This window comes from Pelomonas aquatica, from assembly GCF_026712205.1.
GTDB classification, from domain to species: domain Bacteria; phylum Pseudomonadota; class Gammaproteobacteria; order Burkholderiales; family Burkholderiaceae_C; genus Pelomonas; species Pelomonas aquatica.
In genome coordinates this window covers 125,053-144,296 of sequence record NZ_JAPPUW010000011.1, presented here as the reverse complement: position 1 = coordinate 144,296, position 19,244 = coordinate 125,053, and the positions used below count along the sequence as shown (strand labels likewise).

Genomic DNA, 19,244 nt, shown 5'->3' with positions numbered 1-19,244 from the left:
CAATCCCCGCACCGCTCCCGGAGGACCGAACCGAATGCATGCTTCCTCATCCCGTCGTCTCGCCCGCCTGACGGCGCTGCTGGCGCTGGCCGGCGCGCTGCACGCCGGCCTGCCCGCCCGGGCCGCGCCGGCCGCGACGCCCGCCGTCGGCACCGCGGCCGGCCGGCTCGCCATCCGCCACGAGAAGCTCACGCTGGCCAATGGCTTCGAGCTCATCCTCGTCGAGGACCACCGGCTGCCGCTGGTGGCCTTCAACCTGTGGGTGCATGCCGGCCCGCGCAACGAGGCCGCCGGCCAGACGGGCTTTGCCCATCTGTTCGAGCACCTGATGTTCGCCGGCAGCCGCCATGTGCCGCGCGGCAGGTTCGACCAGTACGTCGACGCCGCCGGCGGCACCGACAGCAATGGCTCGACCAATTTCGACCGCACCAACTACTTCTTCACGCTGCCGTCCCACCAGCTGGAGCTGGGCCTGTGGCTGAAGGCCGACATGCTGGGCTGGATGATCGACGAGGTCGATTCGGTCGCGCTGGCCAACCAGCAGGACGTGGTGCGCAACGAGCGCCGCCAGAGCTTCGAGAACCGGCCCTACGGCATCGTCGAGGAGGCGATGTACCAGGCCCTCTACCCCGAAGGCCACCCCTATCGCGCGGCCGTCATCGGCTCGCATGCCGACATCCAGGGCATCAAGCTCGCCGACGTGAAGGCCTTCGCCCGCACCTACTACCGGTCCAACAACGCGACGCTGGTGCTGGCCGGCGACTTCGACCCCAGGCAGGCCAAGGCCCTGGTGCAGAAGTATTTCGGCAGCCTCAAGCCCGGCCCCAGGGTGCCGGAGGTCAAGGTCGCGATGCCCGAGATCACGAAGGAGCGCCGCCTCGTCGTGACCGACCGCATCGAGCTGAGCCGCCTCGACCTGGCCTGGCACACGCCGGCCATGTTCGCTGCCGGCGACGCCGAGCTGGACATCGCCGCCCATGTGCTGGGCGGCGGCAAGGCCAGCCGGCTCTACGGCCTGCTGGTGCGCGACAGGCAGCTCGCGCAGAGCGTGGAGGTCGGCCAGAGCTCGCAGTCGCTGAGCTCGGTCTTCAATATCGAGGTCGTGGCCCGCCCCGGCGCGTCGCTGGACGAGATCGAGACACTGGTCGACGGCGAGCTCGCCAGGCTCGCGGCCACGCCGCCCAGCGAGGCCGAGATGGCCCAGGCCCGCGCCACCATCCAGACCCAGCTGCTGCAGCGCATGGAGAAGGTCGCGTCGCTGGCCGACCTCGTCAACAGCTACAACCAGATGGCCGGCGACCCCGGCTACGTCGGCAAGGACCTGGCCCGCTACGCACAGCTGACGCCGGCCGCCGTCAGCGCCACCGTGGCGCGCTGGCTGCAGAAGGACCGCCGCGTCGTCGTGCTCGCCCAGCCCGGCGAGCAGGTGCTGCCGCCCGAGGTGGCGACGCCGCCGGCGCCGACGAAGGCCGCCAAGGGTGAGCGCGAGTCGCTGAATGCACTGGAGGCCTGGCGCGGCAAGGCGCCCGGCGCCGCCCGGCCCAAGCCGCTGACGCTGCCCGCCGCGCAGAGCTTCACGCTCGCCAACGGCCTGACCGTCATCCACTCGCAGAAGGCCGGCCTGCCGCTGGTCAGCGCCAGCCTTGTCGTGCGCGCGGGCCAGGGCGCCGACCCGGCCGACCGGCCCGGCCTGGCCGGCTTCGTCGCGGCCATGCTGCCCGAGGGCACGACGACGCGCAGCGCGCAGCAGATCGCCGAGGCCGCCGCGGCGCTGGGCGCGACGCTGACGGCAGAGGCCGGCAGCGAGGAGGCGCGCATCGACTTCTCCGGCCTCAAGGCCAGCGCCAGCGAGGGCCTCAGCCTGCTCGCCGACCTGGCCCTGCACCCGGCCTTCGCCGCGCCCGAGATCGAGCGCCAGAAGGCCCAGCGCCTCGCGGCGCTGGCGCAGACGCGCGAGCAGGCCCCGCTGCTGGCCAACGCCGTCGCCAACCGCGTGAGCTACGGCGAGGGCCACCCGCTGGCCGCCAACGCGCTGGGCAGCGAGGCCAGCATCCGGGCCGTCGACGCGACGGCGCTGCGCGGCTTCTGGCAGGCCCGCTACCGGCCCGAGAACGCGGCCCTCGTCGTCGCCGGCGATCTCGGCGAGGCCGAGCTGCGCGCGCTGGTCGAGCCGCTGTTCGGCGCCTGGAAGGGCGAAGGCGCCGCGCCCGCCGCGGCGCCGCTGCCGCCGGCCCGGCCCATCGCCGCGCGCACCGTCGTCGTCGACAAGCCCGGCGCGCCGCAGACGGCCCTGGCCGTCGTCGCGCCCGGCCCCTTCGCCGGCGTGCCGGACGCGGCCGACATCAAGGTCATGAACGCGGCCCTGGGCGGCCTGTTCACGTCGCGCATCAACACCCAGCTGCGCGAGGTCAAGGGCTACACCTACGGCATCTACTCGGGCTACGCGATGGGCCGCGAGCGCGGCCAGTTCGGCATCCGCGGCAGCGTGCGCACCGACGTGACCGGCGCGGCCCTCGCCGACATGTGGAAGGAGATCGACGGCATGCGCGCCAAGCCCATGGGCGCGGCCGAGCTGGGCCGCGTGCGCAATGCGCAGCTGCTGTCGCTGCCGGGCCGGTTCGACACCAATGTCGCCGTCGTCGGCGGCTATGCGGGCAACTGGTCCGCGGGCCAGCCGCTGGGCGCCATCGCGGCGCTGCCCGCCAAATACGGCGCCGTCACGGCGGCCACGGCGCTGAAGGCGGCCCGGCGGCATCTCGACCCGGCCCGGCTCATCGTCGTCGCCGTGGGCGACAAGGCCAAGCTGCTGCCGCAGCTGGAGGCCATCGGCCGCAAGGCCGAGGTGCTGGACGCCGACGGCAAGCCCCAGCCCTGATCGGGGCGCGGATTGCGCACCGGCCCGGCCGGTGCGAGCATGCGCGCCTGGCCCCTGCCGGGCCCGGAGGTCGCATGCCATCAGGCCCTCGCCCCGCCCGCCTGCTGCGGACGCTCGCCGCCCTCGGCCTGGCCGCCCTCGCCGGCGGCGCTGAAACCGCCACCGCCTTCGACCCGCTGCTGAGCCAGTCGGGCGGCGTCTGCCAGCCGCTGGCCGGCGGCCGGCCCGTGCTGCTGCAGGCGCTGCTGGCGGCGGCCAGCGCGCGCGCCAAGTCCGAGACCGCGCCCTTCCAGCCCGCGACGATGCAGGCCGCGCCGGGCCAGGTGCCGGTCTACAAGGACCTCGGCCGCATGAGCTTCAAGCTCGGCCGCGCCAGCCCCAAGGTGCAGGCCTATTTCGACCAGGGCCTGCGGCTGTCGTTCGCCTTCAACCATGCCGAGGCGCAGCGCGCCTTCCAGGCCGCGCAGAAGCTCGACCCCGGCTGCGGCCTGTGCTTCTGGGGCGAGGCCCTGGTGCTGGGACCCAACATCAACGTGCCGATGCAGCCCGAGGCCGTCGCGCCGGCCTGGGCCGCGCTGCGGCGCGCCGTCGCGCTGAAGGGCACGCTGCCGCCGCGCGAACGCGTGCTCGTCGAGGCCCTGCAGGCGCGCTACCGGGCCGAGCCGCCGGCCGACCGCGCGCCGCTGGACGCGGCCTATGCCGACGCGATGAAGCGCGTGGCCGCCCAGTACCGCGCCGAGGACCTGATGCAGGTGCTGGCCGCCGAGGCCGCGATGGACACCCAGCCCTGGGACTACTGGGAGGCCGCCGGCGCCCGTCCCAAGGGCCGCACGGCCGACATCCTGGCGCTGCTCGAGGCCGTCATCAAGCGCAACCCCAACCATGCCGGCGCCATCCACCTCTACATCCACGCGGTCGAGGCCTCGACCTCGCCCGACCGCGCGCTCGCGCCCGCGCGCCGCCTGGCCGCGCAGATGCCCGGCGCCGGCCACATCGTGCACATGCCGGCCCACATCTACTACCGCGTGGGCCTGTACCGCGAGTCGCTGCAGGCCAATGTCGACGCCATCGCGGCCGACGAGGCCTATTTCAGGAACTCGCCGTCCGACCCGCTCTACCGCTCGGCCTACTACCCGCACAACATCCACTTCCTGATGGTGTCGGCGCAGATGGGCGGCGCCGCGAAGACGGCCATCGAGGCCGCCGCCAAGCTCGACGCCGCCCTGCCCGACGAGGTCGTCAAGGCCTTTGCCGTGCTGCAGCCCGTGAAGGCCGCGCCCTACACGACGCATGCGCAGTTCAGCGCGCCCGAGGACATCCTGAAGCTGCCCGCGCCCGGCGCCGACTTCGTGCTGGTGCGCGTGATGTACCACTACGCCCGCGCGCTGGCCCAGGCCGCGCGCCACGACGCGGCCGCGGCCCAGCAGGAGATCGCGGCCATCGCCGCACTGGAGGCCGGTGCCGACTTCAAGCCCTTCGACCCCTGGGGCGTGCCGGCCAAGGCCATCGCGCAGACGGCCCGCCTCGTCGCCACGGCCCGCGTGGCCGATGCCCAGGGCGACCTGGCCGGCGCCGCCGCGGCGCTGGAACAGGCCGTGGCCATCGAGGAAGGCCTGGCCTACACCGAGCCGGCCTACTGGTACTACCCGGTGCGCCAGTCCCTCGGCGCCGTGCGCCTGCGCCAGGGCCGGCTGGACGAGGCCGAGAAGGCACTGCGCGACTCGCTCGCGCGCGTGCGCAACAACGGCTGGGCGCTGGCCGCGCTGGCCGAGGTCTACAAGCGCAAGGGCGACGCCGCGGCCGAGCAGGCCGCCCGCGACGCGTTGAAGAGGGCCTGGTTTGGCGGCGAGGCCGGCCCCGATCTGGCCAGGGTCTAGTCTTCCTTCATCTGCGCGGCCTTGGCGATCGCCCCCAGCCGCGCCTTCTCGGCGGCCAGGAAGGCGCGGAACTCGGCGCGGCTGCCGGGCATCGGGTCGATGGCCAGCGGGATCAGCCGGGCGCGCAGCTCGCTGGACTTCAGCGCCGCGTTCACGGCGGCATTGAGCCTGTCCAGCACGGCCTCGGGCGTGCCCTTGGGCGCGAACACGCCCGACCAGTGGCCGATGACGACATCGGCGAAGCCCTGCTCCTGGGCCGTCACCACATCGGGCAGCGCGGCGATGCGCCGGCTCCAGGTGGACGCGATGGCGCGCAGCCGCCCGGCCTTGACCATGGACAGCACGACGGGGCTGGCCTCGGAGGTGGCGTCCACCTGCCTGGCGAGCACGGCCGTCATGCCTTCGGAGCCGCTCTTGAACGGCACCACCTGCAGCCTGGCGCCCGCGCGCAGCTTCAACATCTCGGCGACGAAATGTGGCGTGCTGCCAGTGCCGGCGGTCGCGAAGTTCAGGCCCGGGCCCTGGTGCGAGGCCGCGATCAGGCCCTTCAGGTCCTTGATCGGCGAGTCCGGGTGCACGACGACGACCGAGGGGCTGACCGCCATCATGGCCACGGGAACCAGGTCGCCTTCCTCGTAGGGCATGCGCGCCCGGATCATCGCGTTGGTGATGACGCCGGCCGCAGGCGCGAGGAAGGTGTAGCCGTCCGGCGCGGCCTTGGCGACATAGGCCGCGCCGACGATGGAGCCGGCGCCCGGCCGGTTCTCGATGACGATGGGCTGGCCCAGCTGGCGGGCCGTGGCCTCGGCCACCGCGCGGGCGACGATGTCGTTGGCGCCGCCGGGGCCGAAGGGCACGACGAAGTGCAGCGGCTTGCTGGGCCAGGCGTCCTGCGCGAGCGTCGGCCAGGGCGCGAGGGCCGCCAAGCCCGCACCCAGCAGCCGGCGGCGGCCGGGGGATTCGAGTCCGGTGAAGCGGGCTTGTGCGTGATGCGAAGACGGCGCCATCTCGAGGCTCCCGGCCCTGGGGAGCGGGCCCGTGCGCCGCATTGTGGGCGATGGCCGTGCGCGGGCCGGCCGTGATGGCCTCGGTGAAAATCCCTGCCATGTCACTGACCGCCTACATGGACGACCTCGGCCGCGCCGCCCGCGCCGCCGCCACGCAGATGGCCGCCGCCTCCACGGCCGCCAAGAACGCCGCGCTGCTGGCCCTGGCCCGCCGCCTGCGCGAAGCCGGCCCGGCGCTGGCCGATGCCAATGCGCGCGACCTCGCCGGCGCCGCCGAACTGAGCGGCCCGCTGCGCGACCGCCTCAAGCTCGACGCGAAGACGCTGGCCACCGTGGCCGAAGGCTGCGAGCAGATCGCTGCCATGCCCGACCCCATCGGCGAGATCACCGGCGTGAAGCGCCGTCCGAGCGGCATCAGCGTGGGCCAGATGCGCGTGCCGCTGGGCGTGTTCGGCATGATCTACGAGAGCCGCCCCAATGTGACCATCGAGGCCGCGTCGCTGGCCATCAAGAGTGGCAATGCCTGCATCCTGCGCGGCGGCTCCGAAGCCATCCACTCCAACCTGGCGCTGGCCGAGCTGGTGGCCGCGTCGCTGCAGGAAGCCGGCCTGCCGCGCACCGCCGTGCAGCTCGTCAACACGACCGACCGCGCCGCCGTCGGCCTGCTGATCAGCCGGCCGCAATGGGTGGACGTCATCATCCCGCGCGGCGGCAAGGGCCTGATCGAGCGCATCTCGGCGGAAGCCAAGGTGCCCGTCATCAAGCACCTGGACGGCAACTGCCACAGCTATGTCGACGAGGTCGTCGACCTGGACCTGGCCGTCAAGGTCACCGACAACGCGAAGACGCAGAAGTACAGCCCCTGCAACGCGACCGAATCGCTGCTCGTGCATGCGGCGCAGGCGCCTGCCTTCCTGCCGCGCATCGCGGCGGTGTTCAAGGCCAAGGGCGTCGAGATGCGCGGCTGCCTGCGCACGCTGGCGCTGGTGCCGGGCGCCGTGCCGGCGACGGAGGAAGACTGGTCCACCGAATACCTCGCGCCCATCATCAGCATCAAGGTCGTCGACTCGCTGGACGAGGCCATCGCCCACATCAACCGCTACGGCTCGCATCACACCGACGCCATCCTGACCGCCAACCACCCGAACGCGATGCGCTTCCTGCGCGAGGTCGATTCGGCCAGCGTGATGGTCAACGCCAGCACGCGCTTCGCCGACGGCTTCGAATACGGCCTGGGCGCCGAGATCGGCATCTCCACCGACAAGTTCCACGCCCGCGGCCCGGTGGGGCTGGAGGGGCTGACGTCGATGAAGTGGGTGGTGTTGGGGCAGGGTGAGGTGAGGAGGTGAGAGGGCCAGCGGGAGGCCTTTGGCGTTGGCGGGGCGGAATCCCGCGGTAGTGCAGAGCGTCGAAGGGCTCTTCGCGAAAGCAACCCAAAGCAAAGCTGGCTGCGTCAACGCAACCCCGTCACCTGCGCCTCCTTCGGCGCACTGATGACGTAATCCGCCGTGAACCGCTGGCTCTGCCCCGCCGCCAGCGGCTGCTCCCACAGCACCAGGCCCGGCTGCCTGCGCCAGGCCTGCGTGGCCGGCGCCGGGCTGAACTGGGCCTGGACCTTGATGTCCTCGTGCTGCGACACCGGTGCGGCTTCGACGACCTGCAGCGCGACCGTGCCCGCCGTGTGGCGGTTCTCGACGACGTAGCCGCGGGTGTAGCGGTGCTCGGCACGGGCGCCGATGAAGCCGGTGTTGCCGGCATTGCGCTGCTCGGGCTCGATCTGCACGCGCACGGCGTCGTCGCGGCCGAAGGGCAGCTCCAGGCGCTCGCCACCGCCGGCGATGTTGAGCGTGCTGCTGCCCACCAGCGCGCCGTCGCGCACCAGTTGCAGCGTGCCGCGCGGCCACGAGCCTGCGGGCCGGGCCAGGTCGGCGACGAGGTAGGCCGCCGCCTCGCTCTGCGGCTGCACGCGGGCCAGCACCTGGGCCTGCAGCTTCTCGCTGCCAAGCGCCAGGCTGGCGCGCTGCGTGCCGCTGTCGACGCTGACGCGCAGCGGCAGCGCGAACTCGGTGGCATGGCTGCCCTGGAAGACGCTGGGGTCGAAGCGTTCGGCCTCGGGCTCGGCCGCGGCGCGCGAGCCCGGCGCGGCCAACTGCATCGCCATGGCCGGCGCGGGTGCCGGGAGCGGTGCCATCTTCGGCGGGGCCATCACCGCAGGTCGTGCGAGATCGAGCAGCCAGGGCCAGGGCGGGTTCTGGCCGACCTTCTGGGCCGCCTGGGCGGTCGACAGCCGCAGCTTCACGTTCTTCCAGTCCTCGCCGCTCTGCTGGGACACCTGGGCCAGGCGCTCCAGCGTCAGCGCGCCGCTGGCCGTGTCGAGCAGCGCGCGGTAGCTCGGCGCCCAGCCTGCCTGGTTGACGCGGTAGTGGAGCCGGAGTTCCGCCTCCCTGGCCGTGGACAGCCGCAGGCGCAGGCTGCGCCATTGCGGGTTGGCGGCGACCAGCCTTTCGCGCTCGCCCTGCAGCGGCGCGATCTGCTTGTCCAGCTCCTCCAGCTGGCGGCGGATCTGCCCCTGGCGCAGCAGCGCGTCCTGCGCCGCCCGGCGGATGCTGTCGGCCGTGGCCGCGATGCCGGCGGCCGGCGTCGCCTTCGCGTCGCCCGAGCCGAGCGCCTTCAGGTAGCCAAGGCTGGCCTCCAGTGCGCTCGACTCGGCCGTCAGCACGTCGCGCTGGCCTTCCAGCTTGCGCAGGTTGTCGTCCAGCGGGCTGGTCGCGCACTCGGGAGCGCGCTCGCGCGGCAGCGTCTCGAGCTGCACCGGGCCGAGGTTGACGCCGGCCGGCGCGTCGATCTGCAGCGAGTCGGGATCGAAGCGGGCCGACAGGCAGTTCAGCACCAGCTCGCGCGCACCGGCGGCCACCGTGGCCAGGCGCGTCACCTGGGCACCGCCGGGGTAGACGAGGACCTCGTCGATGCGGCCGGACGAGGGCGGCTGGGCGAAGGCGGCCGGCGCGCAGAGCAGGGCGGCGGTCAGCAGGGGCGCGTTCTTCATGGCGGAGGGGCTCTCAGCCCGCTTGGATGGGACGGCAAAGGTAGCATTCCGCCCATGCAAGACACCCGCAAAGCGCTCGTGCTTTTTTCCGGCGGCCAGGATTCCACGACCTGCCTGGCCTGGGCCCTGAACCGCTATGCCGAGGTCGAGACGCTGGCCTTCGATTACGGCCAGCGCCACCGCGTCGAGCTGGACTGCCGCAACACGGTGCGCGAACAGATCGCGCGCCAGTTCCCGCACTGGGCCGGCAGGCTTGGCGCCGACCATCTGCTGGACCTGGCCGTGCTGGGGCAGATCAGCGACACGGCGCTGACCAGCGAGCGCGCCATCGAGCTGCAGGCCAACGGCCTGCCCAACACCTTCGTGCCGGGCCGCAACCTGCTGTTCCTGACCTTCGCTGCGACGCTGGCCTACCGCCGCGGCGCGTCGGTGCTGGTGGGCGGCATGTGCGAGACCGACTTTTCCGGCTACCCGGACTGCCGCGACAACACGATGAAGGCCATGCAGGTCGCGTTGAGCCTGGGCCTGGACGCGCCGATGACGCTGGAGACGCCGCTGATGTTCACGACCAAGGCCGCCACCTGGCGCCTGGCCGAGGGCCTGGGCGGCGTGGCTCTCGTGAAGCTCATCGTCGAGGACACCCACACCTGCTATCTCGGCGAGCGCGGCGCGCTGCACGACTGGGGCCGCGGCTGCGGCCATTGCCCGGCCTGCGCGCTGCGGGCCAAGGGCTTCGCCGCTTACCGGGCCGCGGCATGACGGCCTGGCTGAACTGGTTGAACTGGCAGACGGCCGGCGTCATCGCGGCGGCGCTGCTGTTCTTCTGGGGCGTGGGCGCCTACAACCGGCTGATGTCGCTGCGCAATGCCATCGGCGAGGCCTTCGCGCAACTCGACGCCCACCTCAAGGCCCGCGGCGAAGCCTGCGACAAGCTGCTGGCCGCCGTCGCGCCGCGCCTGCCCAGCGAGCAGGCCACCTTCGACGCGCTGGCCAGCGCCCAGGCCGAATCGCAGTCCGCCGCCCAGGCCTCGCGGGCCCGGCCCTGGGCGCCCGACCCGGTCGGCAGCCTCGCGGTGGCCAGCGCGCTGCATGCGGCGGCGCTGACCCGCCTGCTGTCGCTGCTGGACCACCAGGCCGAGCTGCGCAGCGAGACCGACATCGACGCGCTGGTCAGCGAACTCAAGCTCATCGAACGCCAGCGCGCGTTCACGCGCCAGGTCTTCAACCAGGCCGTCGGCCAGTACAACGAGGCCCTGCACCAGTTCCCGACCCGCATCCTGGCGAACCTCTACGGCTTCACCGAGGCGCGTTCTCTGTAGGCGTTCGGGCCGAGCGCCGGGCCGCCCCAAGCCGGCCCGTCTGGCGATGTGCGAACGGGGCCACCCCCGTGAGCATCGCCGTCCCCCAGGGGGCCGTCCAGACTCGCCTGCGTTCAGCAGGGCGAGACTGGACGAGGGGCTCACTTTTTCGGCATCAGCGCCAGGAACTCCCGCCTCAGGTTGGCGTCGGTGAGGAAGGCCCCGCGCATGACGCTGTTCGTCATCGCGGCCTGGTTGTCCTTCACGCCGCGCCAGTGCATGCAGAAGTGGTCGGCCTCCATGACGACGGCCAGGCCGTCGGGCTTCACGCGGTGCTCCAGCTCGTCGGCCAGCATGATGACGGCCTCTTCCTGGATCTGCGGGCGGTTCATGACCCAGTCGGTCAGCCGCACATACTTGGACAGGCCGATCAGGTTGGAGTGCTCGTTGGGCATGATGCCCACCCACACCCGGCCGAGGACCGGGCAGAGGTGGTGGGAGCAGGCGCTGCGCACCGTGATCGGGCCGACGATCATCAGCTCGTTGAGGCGGCTGACGTTGGGGAATTCGGTGACCGGCGGTGCCTCGACGTAGCGGCCGGCGAAGACCTCGCGCACGAACATCTTGGCCACGCGCTTGGCCGTCTCCTGCGTGTTGTGGTCGCTGTCGGTGTCGATGACCAGGCTCTGCAGCACGGCCTGCATCCTGGCCTGCACTTCTTCCTGCAGCGCGTCCAGCTCGCCGGGCTCGATGAAGGCGGCGATGTTGTCGTTGGCGTGGTGGCGGCAGCCGGCCGACACGAGGCGGTAGCGGATGCGCTCAGAAACGGGGGCGTCGGCGGCGGGTGCATTCATGGGCGCGGATTCTCGGGCGAAAGCCCACTTCTACACTTCGGCCATGTCCCAAAGCCCCCAGTCTGCCCCCCTGCACCGGCTGCTCTCCCAGGCCGCGGATGCGGTCCAGGGCGTGCGCGAGGGCCGCTCCCTCACCGAGCTGCTGGCCCGCGTGCCGGCCGAGCTGCGCCCCGGCACCCAGGCCCTGGCCTTCGCGGCGCTGCGCCGCCTGGGCTCCGCCGAGGCCGCGCGCCAGCAGCTCGCGCCCAAGGCGCCGCCGCCGCGCGTGGATGCGCTGCTGCTGGTTGCGCTGGCCCTGCTGTGGCCCGACCCCGAGCCGGCCTATGCCGACCACACCCTGGTCGACCAGGCCGTCAACGCCGCCAGGCAGCGTGCGCCGGCCAGCGCGGCCTTCGTCAACGCCGTGCTGCGCCGCTTCCTGCGCGAGCGCCAGGCCCTCGTGAGCGCGGCCGAGCACAGCCCGCAGGGCGCCTTCAGCCACCCGGCCTGGTGGATAGAAAAGCTGCGCCAGGACTGGCCCGCGCAGTGGCAGGCCCTGCTGGCCGCCAACAACCGCCCGCCGCCGATGACGCTGCGCGTGCATGCCGGCCGCGCGACGGCGGCCGGCTATGTCGAGCGCCTGGCCGAGGCCGGCATCGGCGCGCGCGCGCTGGGCGCGCCCACGCCTCAGGCCGTCGTGCTCGGCAAGCCCGTGCCGGTGTCGGCCCTGCCGGGCTTTGCCGAGGGGCTGGTGTCGGTGCAGGACGCCGCCGCCCAGCTCGCCGCGCCGCTGGTCGTCGGCAGCGGCCTGCGGCCGGGCGCGCGCGTGCTCGACGCCTGCGCCGCGCCCGGCGGCAAGACCGCCCATCTGCTCGAACTGCAGCCCGACCTGCAGCTGACCGCGCTGGACGCCGACGCGCAGCGCCTGGTCCGCGTGCAGGACAACCTGAACCGCCTGCAGCAAAAGGCCACGCTGAAGGCGGCCGACGCGCGCCAGACCGCCAGCTGGTGGGACGGAACCCCCTTCGACGCCATCCTGCTCGACGCGCCCTGCAGCGCCTCCGGCATCGTGCGCCGCCACCCCGACGTGCGCTGGCTGCGCCGGCCCGACGACATCGCGGCGCTGGCCCAGGTGCAGGCCGAGCTGCTGGACGCGCTGTGGCCGCTGCTCGCGCCGGGCGGCCGCCTCGTCTACGCGACCTGCTCGGTCTTCAAGGCCGAGGGCCAGGCCCAGCTCGACGCGTTTTTGCAACGCCGGCCCGATGCCAGCAGCGTGGCCGTGCCCGGCTTCACGGGCCATCTGCTCCCCCTGGCCGACAATGCCGCCAGCCCGTCGTCCCTGGACGGCTTCTTCTACGCCCTGATCCTGAAGCCCTGAGTTGACCCTCGTTCGCGCCGTCATCGTTGCCTGGCTTGCCGCACTGATCGCCCTGATGCCGGGCGCAGCGCGGGCCGAGGGCGTGGAGCTGGCCCAGCTGGCCACGCACCGGGTCGACGACGGCCTGGAGCTGAGCTTCTCGACCCGCTTCGAGCTCAGCCGTGCCGCCGAGGACGCGCTGCACAAGGGCGTGCCGCTGTATTTCGTCGCCGAGGCCACCGTGCTGCGCAGCCGCTGGTACTGGCGCGACGCCCGCGTCGCCCAGACCGAACGCAGCTGGCGCCTGGCCTGGCAGCCGCTGACCCGGCAGTACCGCGTCTCCACCGGCGGCCTGCACCAGAGCTTCGCGACGCTGGACGAGGCCATGACCGCGCTGCGCGGCCAGAGCGGCTGGCGCGTCGCCGAGCCCAAGGACATCGAGGACGGCGGCAGCTACTACCTCGAATTCAGCTACCGGCTGGACGTCAGCCAGCTGCCGCGGCCGATGCAGATCGGCCTGCAGGCGGGCTTCGCGCTGAGCGTGGACCAGAAGCGCCAGTTCGGCGCGGACTTCGCGCTGAAGCCGTGAACCGGGTCGAGCGCAGGGCCGCATGACCAGAACCGCGCGATGGGGCTGGGTCATCACGCTGGTGACCCTGACCGGCGTGGCCGGCGTGCTGGCCTTCCTGCTGTCCGTCGGCACGACCAGCGAGCGCGGCTTCTTCGAGCGCCATTATCACTGGCTGTTCTGGGTCAACGTGGCGGTGGCCGCCGTGCTGACCCTGGTCATCCTGGTCGCCGCGGTGCGCCTCGTCATGCGCGTGCGCCGGGGCCGCTTCGGCAGCCGGCTGCTGTTCAAGCTGGCCGGCATCTTCGCCCTCGTCGGCGTCGTGCCCGGCGTGATGATCTACGCGGTGTCCTACCAGTTCGTGAACCGCAGCATCGAGACCTGGTTCGACGTCAAGCTCGCCACCGCGCTGGAGGCCGGCCTCAACCTCGGCCGCGGCACGCTCGACGCGCTGGTGGCCGACCTCGGCACCAAGACCCGCGACGCCGCCGACCAGCTCTCCGACGCCAACACGCCCCAGCTGCTCGCGCTGGAGCGCCTGCGCGACAAGCTCGGCGCGCGCACCGTCGCCATCGTCGGCGGCCGCGGCCAGATCCTGCTCGAGAGCGGCGGCGACACGCGCCAGCTCACGCCCGACCGGCCCAGCGACGGCCTGCTGACGCGGGCCCGCGGCGGCGTGCCGGCCAGCCAGCTCGAAGGCCTGGAGGACGAGACCGAGGCCCTGCGGGGCGGCGCCCAGGTCCGCGCGCTGGCCCTGCTGCCCAACACCGAGCTGCGCCTGGGCCTGGGCGAGCGCTATCTGATGGTGGTGCAGCGCATCCCGGCCAGCATGCTCAGCAACGCGCTGGCCGTGCAGGCCGCCAACAGCGAATACCAGCAGCGTTCGCTGGAACGCGTCGGCCTGCGCCGCATGTATCTGGGCACGCTGACGCTGGTGCTCATCCTCGCCGTGTTCGCGGCCCTGCTGCTGGCCGTCACGCTGGGCAACCAGCTCGCGCGGCCGCTGCTGATGCTGGCCGACGGCATGCGCCAGGTGGCCCAGGGCGACCTGTCCGTGCGGCCCGTGCTCGCGTCGCGCGACGAGCTCGGCGGCCTGACCCGCTCCTTCGCCGACATGACCGAGCAGCTGTCCGACGCGCGCGAGCAGGTGCAGCGCAGCGTGGCCGAGCTGGAGAGCGCCCGCACCCATCTGCAGACCATCCTCGACAACCTGACCGCCGGCGTCCTCGTCTTGGACGCGGCGGGCCACCTCGAGACCGTGAACCCCGGCGCCACGCGCATCCTGCGCCTGCCGCTGTCGGCCTATGCCGGCCGGCCGCTGGCCGACGTGCCGGGCCTGGCCGAGTTCGCCGCCGCGCTGGACCGGCGCTTCGCCCAGCACCTCGGCCCCGACCCCGCCGAGCGCGACATGGACCGCGAGCTCTGGCAGGAGTCCTTCGAGCTGCAGCTCGACCCCAAGCAGGACCCGCTGACCCTGCTGGTGCGCGGCGCGCCGCTGCCCCAGCGCGCCCGCCTCGTCGTCTTCGACGACATCTCAGAGATCGTCTCGGCCCAGCGCTCGGCGGCCTGGAGCGAGGTCGCACGCCGCCTGGCCCACGAGATCAAGAACCCGCTGACGCCCATCCAGCTCTCCGCCGAGCGCCTGCAGCACAAGCTCGAAGCCAAGCTCGAAGGCGCCGACCAGGGCATGCTCGTGCGCTCCGTGGCCACCATCGTCAACCAGGTGCAGGCGATGAAGCAGCTCGTCAACGAGTTCCGCGACTATGCCCGCCTGCCGTCGGCCCAGCTCAAGCCCCTGGACCTCAACGCCCTCGTCCAGGAGGTGCTCAGCCTCTACGCCGAGGCGCAGGAGAAGGGCGGCCTCACGGCCGAGCTGGCGCCGCGCCTGCCCTTCATCAAGGGCGATGCCAGCCAGCTGCGCCAGGTCATCCACAACCTCGTGCAGAACGCGCTCGACGCCGTGCACGACCGCGCCGACGGCCGCGTCGTCGTGCGCACCTCGCTGTCGCTGACCGAGGCCGGCGCGCCGCGCGCCGTGCGCCTGCACATCATCGACAACGGCCACGGCTTCGCCGAGAAGGTGCTCAAGCGCGCCTTCGAGCCCTATGTGACGACCAAGACCAAGGGCACAGGCCTGGGCCTGGCCGTCGTCAAGAAGATTGCCGACGAGCACGGCGCCAGCATCGCGCTGCGCAACCTGCATCCCGCTCCCGATGCGGGTTCTCCCCCGGACGACGGCCACGAGGCCGCCGTGATCGGCGCGCAAGTTTCGCTATCATTTTCCAATCTGGCGCCTGCCACCGAGCCCGGTGCACAGGGCGCCAAGACTTGAGAAGCTGTGAACGAACCCCACACGACCGCTCGTGACCCCGCAACGCCGCCATCCGGCGTTGCAAATGCTCACCGCAGCCCGCGCTGCGATTCCGCTTTGCGCCTTGACTGGCAACGTCGCGGCGGCCCGCTCGGCCGCGCGGGATTCATTCACAGCTTCTGAGGATTCATGGCCACCATTCTTGTTGTCGACGACGAACTGGGCATCCGCGCCCTGTTGTCCGAAATCCTCAGCGACGAGGGGCACACCATCGAGCTTGCCGAGAACGCCACCCAGGCCCGGGCGGTGCGCGAGCGCATGCGCCCCGACCTCGTGCTTCTCGACATCTGGATGCCCGACGTCGACGGCGTGACCCTGCTCAAGGAATGGGGCGGCGCCGGCCTGCTGACCATGCCCGTCATCATGATGAGCGGCCACGGCACCATCGACACGGCGGTCGAGGCCACCAAGTTCGGTGCCATCGCCTTCCTCGAAAAGCCCATCACGCTGCAGAAGCTGCTGCGCGCCGTCGAGCAGGCCCTGGTCAAGGCCGCGCCGCCGCGCCCCGCGCCCGCCGCGGCCGGCCTGCCCAGCTATGCCCGCCCCGAGCCCAGCGGCCTGCCCGCGGTGCCCAGCCATGGCGTGAACCTGTCCGGCCACATGGCCGGCGGCGGCATGCTCGCGTCCGAGCAGAGCTTCGAACTCGACCGCCCGCTGCGCGAGGCGCGCGACGCCTTCGAGAAGAGCTATTTCGAGTTCCACCTCGCCAAGGAAAACGGCTCCATGACCCGCGTGGCCGAGAAGACCGGCCTGGAGCGCACCCACCTCTACCGCAAGCTCAAGCAGCTCGGCGTCGACCTCAGCCGCAACAAGCGCGGCGCGGGCGGCTGACCGACGGGCGCTGTGCTATAGTCGCGGACTTCGCTGAAACGCGGTACGCGTTGAGGTGACCAGAACAAGGCCTGGTAGCTCAGTTGGTAGAGCAGCGGATTGAAAATCCGCGTGTCGGTGGTTCGATTCCGCCCCAGGCCACCAGAACACAAGTCCTTTACCAACAAGGACTTAGCGTAAACGGCGGCCCCGAAAGTGGTCGCCGTTTTGCGTTTAAAACCCCTGTTTCTGGCACTCGTCTGGCAATGCAACAGGCCGACACTGCGCGCCAGCGACATTGCCCGCGTGGTGCTGCGCTTGTTTGCGCTTCGCTGCGCAGGACGCGCAGGGTTGAAAACGCAGCCGCGGTGGCCGCACTCCGTGAAGGAATTCACGCGAGAGGGCGGTTTCGAGCCCAGGAATAAACCCGTCTGAATACACGCAACTCCTAGGTAATTGGAGTTGTCATGAGGACATCCGTTTCGCTCGCGGCCGCCGGCTCGCGATTTTTTGCCACCGCCCTGGCCATGTCTGGCGCTACCTCGACGGAGGTGCGTCATGGCTAAGCAAGCTGAGCCGCGCAAGGAAGGCATTGGCTGGTCCCTGCGTCGACGCGTTTTTGGGCAGGACTTCTACGTGTCGGGCAAGGCGACCAAGGCTGCGGCCGAGAAGGCCATGGAGAAGCTGCTCAAGCCGCTGAGCGAGCGTGGCCGCCCCAAGGGCTTGGGGCCGCGCCGAACGACGCTGGCCCAGGCTCTGCAGGACATGGCTTGCGACCGTCTCCCGTTCTTGAAGGGCGCCGTCCAAGAGGCCCGGCGCATCAACGTCTATCTGCGTGCAGCGGGACTCGCCACGCTCAAGGTCACCAAGTGCACGGTACAGGCCTCGGCTGAAGGCGAAGCGCCGGAGCAAGCCGCAGGGGAGCGTCAGTACTTCAAGGTGGCGCTGGTGCCCCCGCAAGAGGCACGCGCCATCCCTCGAGGGCTCACCCAGCATCGCAACGAGCAGGCCAGCGAGACGGCGCGAGCAGACGCCGTGCGTGCGCGCTTGGCGGGCATGAAGGTTTGCGACATTCAGCCCTACGACGTGCAGGAGCTGATGGACGAGCTGCGCAAGGCCCGAAAACCGGCCACCTTGCAGCTGGAGCGGGCGCTCCTGCGAGGCAGCTTCAACTACATGCGTCATGTGTGGTGCTGGAGCGAGCCGGAGGCCAACCCTGCCATCCGGCTGAAGATGCCCAAGGTCGACAACGGTCGCGACCGCGTGATGTCCGCCGACGAGCAGCGGCGATTGGACGAAGCCATTCAGGAATGCCGCAACCAATTGGTTGGCCCCACCATGACCCTGCTCACGGAAACGGCCATGCGCAGCGGCGAGCCGCTGGAGTACGCGTGCTGGAAGGATGTCGACTGGGACAGCAAGCTGCTGAAGCTGCGAGATTCAAAGAATTCGATGCGCGACGTCCCGCTCTCGCCCAAGGCCATCGAGGCCTTGAAGGAGCTCGCCCGACTCAATCCTCCCGACCCCGACGCCCCCATCGTCGAGATGAGTTACGAGTCGCTCAAGGCGGCGTGGAAGCGGGCCTGTGAGCGCGCGGGCATCGCCGACCTGCGTATTCACGACCTGCGGCACACGGCGGCCACGCGCATGGCGCTGCGGACCGGCAACATCTTCTTGGTGAGGGCGCTGACGGGGCACAAGACCTTGTCGCAGCTGGAGCGCTACGTGAACGTCAAGGCCAGCGACGTGGTGGCCGTGCTGCATGCGCCGCAGCCCCTTGCTGCAGCACCAGCCGCAGCAGCCACGACGCCGGCCGAGGAAGCCCCGGTGCATTCAATGCCGCCCGCCGATAGCGTGAGTGACACAGGCGTCGATACCGTGGGCAATGTGGTGCGACTGGATTTCCGCGCGCGTCGCGGTGCGTGGTCTGGCCGACGGTGAGCGCTGAACGAGGGCAGGCGCTCGCTACCATGCGTGCCCTGCTTTTTGTTGCTCTTGCGCCTGCACCCCGCCTGATGATTGGTATCGACCCGAACACGAACCTCGTCTACGAGGGCCTCTCGAATTTCGGGCATGGCCTGTGGCCCGCACCTCTGTTGCTGCGTGCGACGTTCATTCGTGAACCCGAAGACTGGGCCCAGGTGCCCAATACGGGCGCGCTGCGCAACGCCTCGGTGGTCTTCAGAGAAGACTTCTTCGACCCCGTGTCGCGCATTCGGCGCGGTCGCTTCTACGAGCCCAGTCTGAGTGCAGGCCAACCGGCGCTGTGGTGGGTCCATCCACATCCGACGGCCAGCGATGCGAGCAAGACGAAAAACGGCGCGGGCCAAGTGAACCTGTCGCTGCTGACGTTCGTGCCGATGACGCGGCTCGTGGAGCGGCTGGGGCCCTCGCCGGAACCTGTGGTGGTTCTTGGCGCCCAACCTGCTGTGACGGCATGGAGCGTCGTCGCGGTGGAGCGCGCGGACCATGACCACGATGTCGTGACCCTGAAGGCGCGCTTGAACTTTGGCTTCTTGCCGGAGTTGCTGACCGAGGCCATCCCGGCCGCTGCTCGCAAGCGAGTGACCGAGGCGGTCGCCAAAGTGGTGGACGCCGCCCATCGTCAGAGTGGCATTGCTTTGGTGGACTTGTGCCGGGCGGCGGCGACGGTGGTGCTGGCGGAAATGCTGGTCGAGCAGGGGAAGGCCCGGGACCTGCTTGAGAAGGACCTGGGGGAGGTCGTTGCCGCTTTGCCCGAGCAAGCCAAGCTTCGGCGCAGCGCGGCCGACATCATCCGCATGCTGCATCCACGTGGGAAGCCGAACGAGCAGGTCCGGCTGGGCACGCCGCCGGTGACGGAAGCGGACGGCTTGTTTGCGCTCGAAGCGTTTGCCTTCCTTCTGCGTGACTTAGGCTGGGCTCGCTGAGAGCGCCAGCCAACACGTGCCTTAGCGGGGGCGCCATGCCTCCTGCGGCCCAAACATGCGCGCCTTCCACGCGTTGACCGCAAGTTCACTCCAGTAGACGTGCTTGCCTAGGCGAACTGGGGGAGGGAATGCGCCCTCCTTGACCTTGCCTTCCAGGGCACGGACAGACATCGACAGGCGTTGGCAGACCTCGGCCTTTTTAAGCAGGATGGGGGAAGTAGCAGTGGACATCGCGGGTGGCCTCATGAAAAACAGGTGATGTCCCGTTTAGGCGCTGATGTTTATCCCGCCGT

At 71.1% G+C, this 19,244-nt stretch carries 13 protein-coding genes, 1 tRNA gene and 2 pseudogenes; 13 read left to right on the top strand and 3 right to left on the bottom strand.

Annotation, left to right across the window (positions count from 1 at the left end; genetic code table 11):
* Nucleotides 1–34 precede the first annotated feature (34 nt).
* Both NYP07_RS13675 and NYP07_RS13670 read left to right on the top strand, forming a co-directional pair.
* Nucleotides 35–2,875 carry a M16 family metallopeptidase gene (locus tag NYP07_RS13675; protein WP_268151344.1) on the top strand — a complete coding sequence of 947 codons (2,841 nt, stop codon included), beginning with the start codon at nucleotides 35–37 and terminating at the stop codon, nucleotides 2,873–2,875.
* 74 nt (nucleotides 2,876–2,949) lie between these two features.
* Nucleotides 2,950–4,752, top strand: a complete 1,803-nt coding sequence (locus tag NYP07_RS13670; RefSeq protein ID WP_268151342.1) for a hypothetical protein — start codon at nucleotides 2,950–2,952, stop codon at nucleotides 4,750–4,752.
* Here the strand turns inward: NYP07_RS13670 and NYP07_RS13665 are convergent.
* Nucleotides 4,749–5,759 carry a tripartite tricarboxylate transporter substrate binding protein gene (locus tag NYP07_RS13665; protein WP_268151340.1) on the bottom strand — a complete coding sequence of 337 codons (1,011 nt, stop codon included), beginning with the start codon at nucleotides 5,757–5,759 and terminating at the stop codon, nucleotides 4,749–4,751. The two genes, NYP07_RS13670 and NYP07_RS13665, sit on opposite strands and share 4 nt — an antisense overlap.
* Before the next feature lie 98 nt (nucleotides 5,760–5,857).
* On the opposite strand from NYP07_RS13665, the gene NYP07_RS13660 reads away from it, so the two are divergent.
* A complete protein-coding gene (locus NYP07_RS13660) occupies nucleotides 5,858–7,108 on the top strand; it encodes a glutamate-5-semialdehyde dehydrogenase (protein WP_268151338.1) in 1,251 nt (416 codons plus the stop codon).
* 104 nt (nucleotides 7,109–7,212) lie between these two features.
* On the opposite strand, the gene NYP07_RS13655 is transcribed toward NYP07_RS13660, so the two are convergent.
* Entirely contained in the window at nucleotides 7,213–8,805 is a 1,593-nt protein-coding gene (locus NYP07_RS13655; RefSeq protein ID WP_268151336.1) for a DUF4139 domain-containing protein, read from the bottom strand.
* A gap of 54 nt (nucleotides 8,806–8,859) precedes the next feature.
* Here NYP07_RS13655 and queC point away from each other — a divergent pair, with 54 nt between their 5' ends.
* Complete coding sequence (gene queC, locus NYP07_RS13650) at nucleotides 8,860–9,564, top strand: 7-cyano-7-deazaguanine synthase QueC (RefSeq protein WP_268151334.1); 705 nt, start codon at nucleotides 8,860–8,862, stop codon at nucleotides 9,562–9,564.
* A complete protein-coding gene (locus tag NYP07_RS13645) occupies nucleotides 9,561–10,124 on the top strand; it encodes a LemA family protein (RefSeq protein ID WP_268151332.1) in 564 nt (187 codons plus the stop codon). Before queC ends, NYP07_RS13645 begins: the two co-directional genes overlap by 4 nt.
* Nucleotides 10,125–10,264: 140 nt before the next feature.
* On the opposite strand, the gene folE is transcribed toward NYP07_RS13645, so the two are convergent.
* Complete coding sequence (gene folE / locus NYP07_RS13640) at nucleotides 10,265–10,957, bottom strand: GTP cyclohydrolase I (RefSeq protein ID WP_268151330.1); 693 nt, start codon at nucleotides 10,955–10,957, stop codon at nucleotides 10,265–10,267.
* Between the two features lie 43 nt (nucleotides 10,958–11,000).
* Between folE and rsmB the strand changes: the two genes are divergently transcribed.
* The 8 genes and pseudogenes from rsmB to NYP07_RS13605 all read left to right on the top strand — a co-directional run bounded on the left by rsmB (nucleotide 11,001) and on the right by NYP07_RS13605 (nucleotide 18,951).
* Nucleotides 11,001–12,314 carry a 16S rRNA (cytosine(967)-C(5))-methyltransferase RsmB gene (gene rsmB, locus NYP07_RS13635; RefSeq protein WP_268151328.1) on the top strand — a complete coding sequence of 438 codons (1,314 nt, stop codon included), beginning with the start codon at nucleotides 11,001–11,003 and terminating at the stop codon, nucleotides 12,312–12,314.
* A 1-nt stretch (nucleotide 12,315) separates the two neighbouring features.
* Complete coding sequence (locus NYP07_RS13630; RefSeq protein ID WP_268151326.1) at nucleotides 12,316–12,882, top strand: DUF4390 domain-containing protein; 567 nt, start codon at nucleotides 12,316–12,318, stop codon at nucleotides 12,880–12,882.
* A 22-nt stretch (nucleotides 12,883–12,904) separates the two neighbouring features.
* Complete coding sequence (locus tag NYP07_RS13625) at nucleotides 12,905–15,193, top strand: sensor histidine kinase (RefSeq protein ID WP_268151324.1); 2,289 nt, start codon at nucleotides 12,905–12,907, stop codon at nucleotides 15,191–15,193.
* Between the two features lie 168 nt (nucleotides 15,194–15,361).
* A pseudogene (locus NYP07_RS24135) lies at nucleotides 15,362–15,722 on the top strand (response regulator); the annotation flags it as partial.
* Nucleotides 15,723–15,877: 155 nt separating this feature from the next.
* Nucleotides 15,878–16,063 (top strand): annotated as a pseudogene (locus NYP07_RS24130) (helix-turn-helix domain-containing protein); the annotation flags it as partial.
* Nucleotides 16,064–16,131: 68 nt separating this feature from the next.
* A tRNA-Phe gene (locus tag NYP07_RS13615) sits at nucleotides 16,132–16,207 on the top strand.
* Nucleotides 16,208–16,600: 393 nt separating this feature from the next.
* A complete protein-coding gene (locus NYP07_RS13610; RefSeq protein WP_268151320.1) occupies nucleotides 16,601–17,983 on the top strand; it encodes a tyrosine-type recombinase/integrase in 1,383 nt (460 codons plus the stop codon).
* A gap of 29 nt (nucleotides 17,984–18,012) precedes the next feature.
* Entirely contained in the window at nucleotides 18,013–18,951 is a 939-nt protein-coding gene (locus tag NYP07_RS13605; protein WP_268151319.1) for a hypothetical protein, read from the top strand.
* The last annotated feature ends 293 nt before the right edge of the window (nucleotides 18,952–19,244 follow it).

Bases quoted from the DNA above. Each gene is read 5' to 3' on its own strand.
- NYP07_RS13610 (WP_268151320.1), top strand. From the start codon at position 16,601: ATGGCTAAGCAAGCTGAGCCGCGCAAGGAAGGCATTGGCTGGTCCCTG.
- NYP07_RS13655 (WP_268151336.1), bottom strand. From the start codon at position 8,805: ATGAAGAACGCGCCCCTGCTGACCGCCGCCCTGCTCTGCGCGCCGGCC.
- NYP07_RS13665 (WP_268151340.1), bottom strand. From the start codon at position 5,759: ATGGCGCCGTCTTCGCATCACGCACAAGCCCGCTTCACCGGACTCGAA.
- NYP07_RS13660 (WP_268151338.1), top strand. From the start codon at position 5,858: ATGTCACTGACCGCCTACATGGACGACCTCGGCCGCGCCGCCCGCGCC.
- NYP07_RS13645 (WP_268151332.1), top strand. From the start codon at position 9,561: ATGACGGCCTGGCTGAACTGGTTGAACTGGCAGACGGCCGGCGTCATC.
- NYP07_RS13605 (WP_268151319.1), top strand. From the start codon at position 18,013: ATGCGTGCCCTGCTTTTTGTTGCTCTTGCGCCTGCACCCCGCCTGATG.
- NYP07_RS13670 (WP_268151342.1), top strand. From the start codon at position 2,950: ATGCCATCAGGCCCTCGCCCCGCCCGCCTGCTGCGGACGCTCGCCGCC.
- NYP07_RS13675 (WP_268151344.1), top strand. From the start codon at position 35: ATGCATGCTTCCTCATCCCGTCGTCTCGCCCGCCTGACGGCGCTGCTG.
- folE (WP_268151330.1), bottom strand. From the start codon at position 10,957: ATGAATGCACCCGCCGCCGACGCCCCCGTTTCTGAGCGCATCCGCTAC.
- rsmB (WP_268151328.1), top strand. From the start codon at position 11,001: ATGTCCCAAAGCCCCCAGTCTGCCCCCCTGCACCGGCTGCTCTCCCAG.
- NYP07_RS13625 (WP_268151324.1), top strand. From the start codon at position 12,905: ATGACCAGAACCGCGCGATGGGGCTGGGTCATCACGCTGGTGACCCTG.
- queC (WP_268151334.1), top strand. From the start codon at position 8,860: ATGCAAGACACCCGCAAAGCGCTCGTGCTTTTTTCCGGCGGCCAGGAT.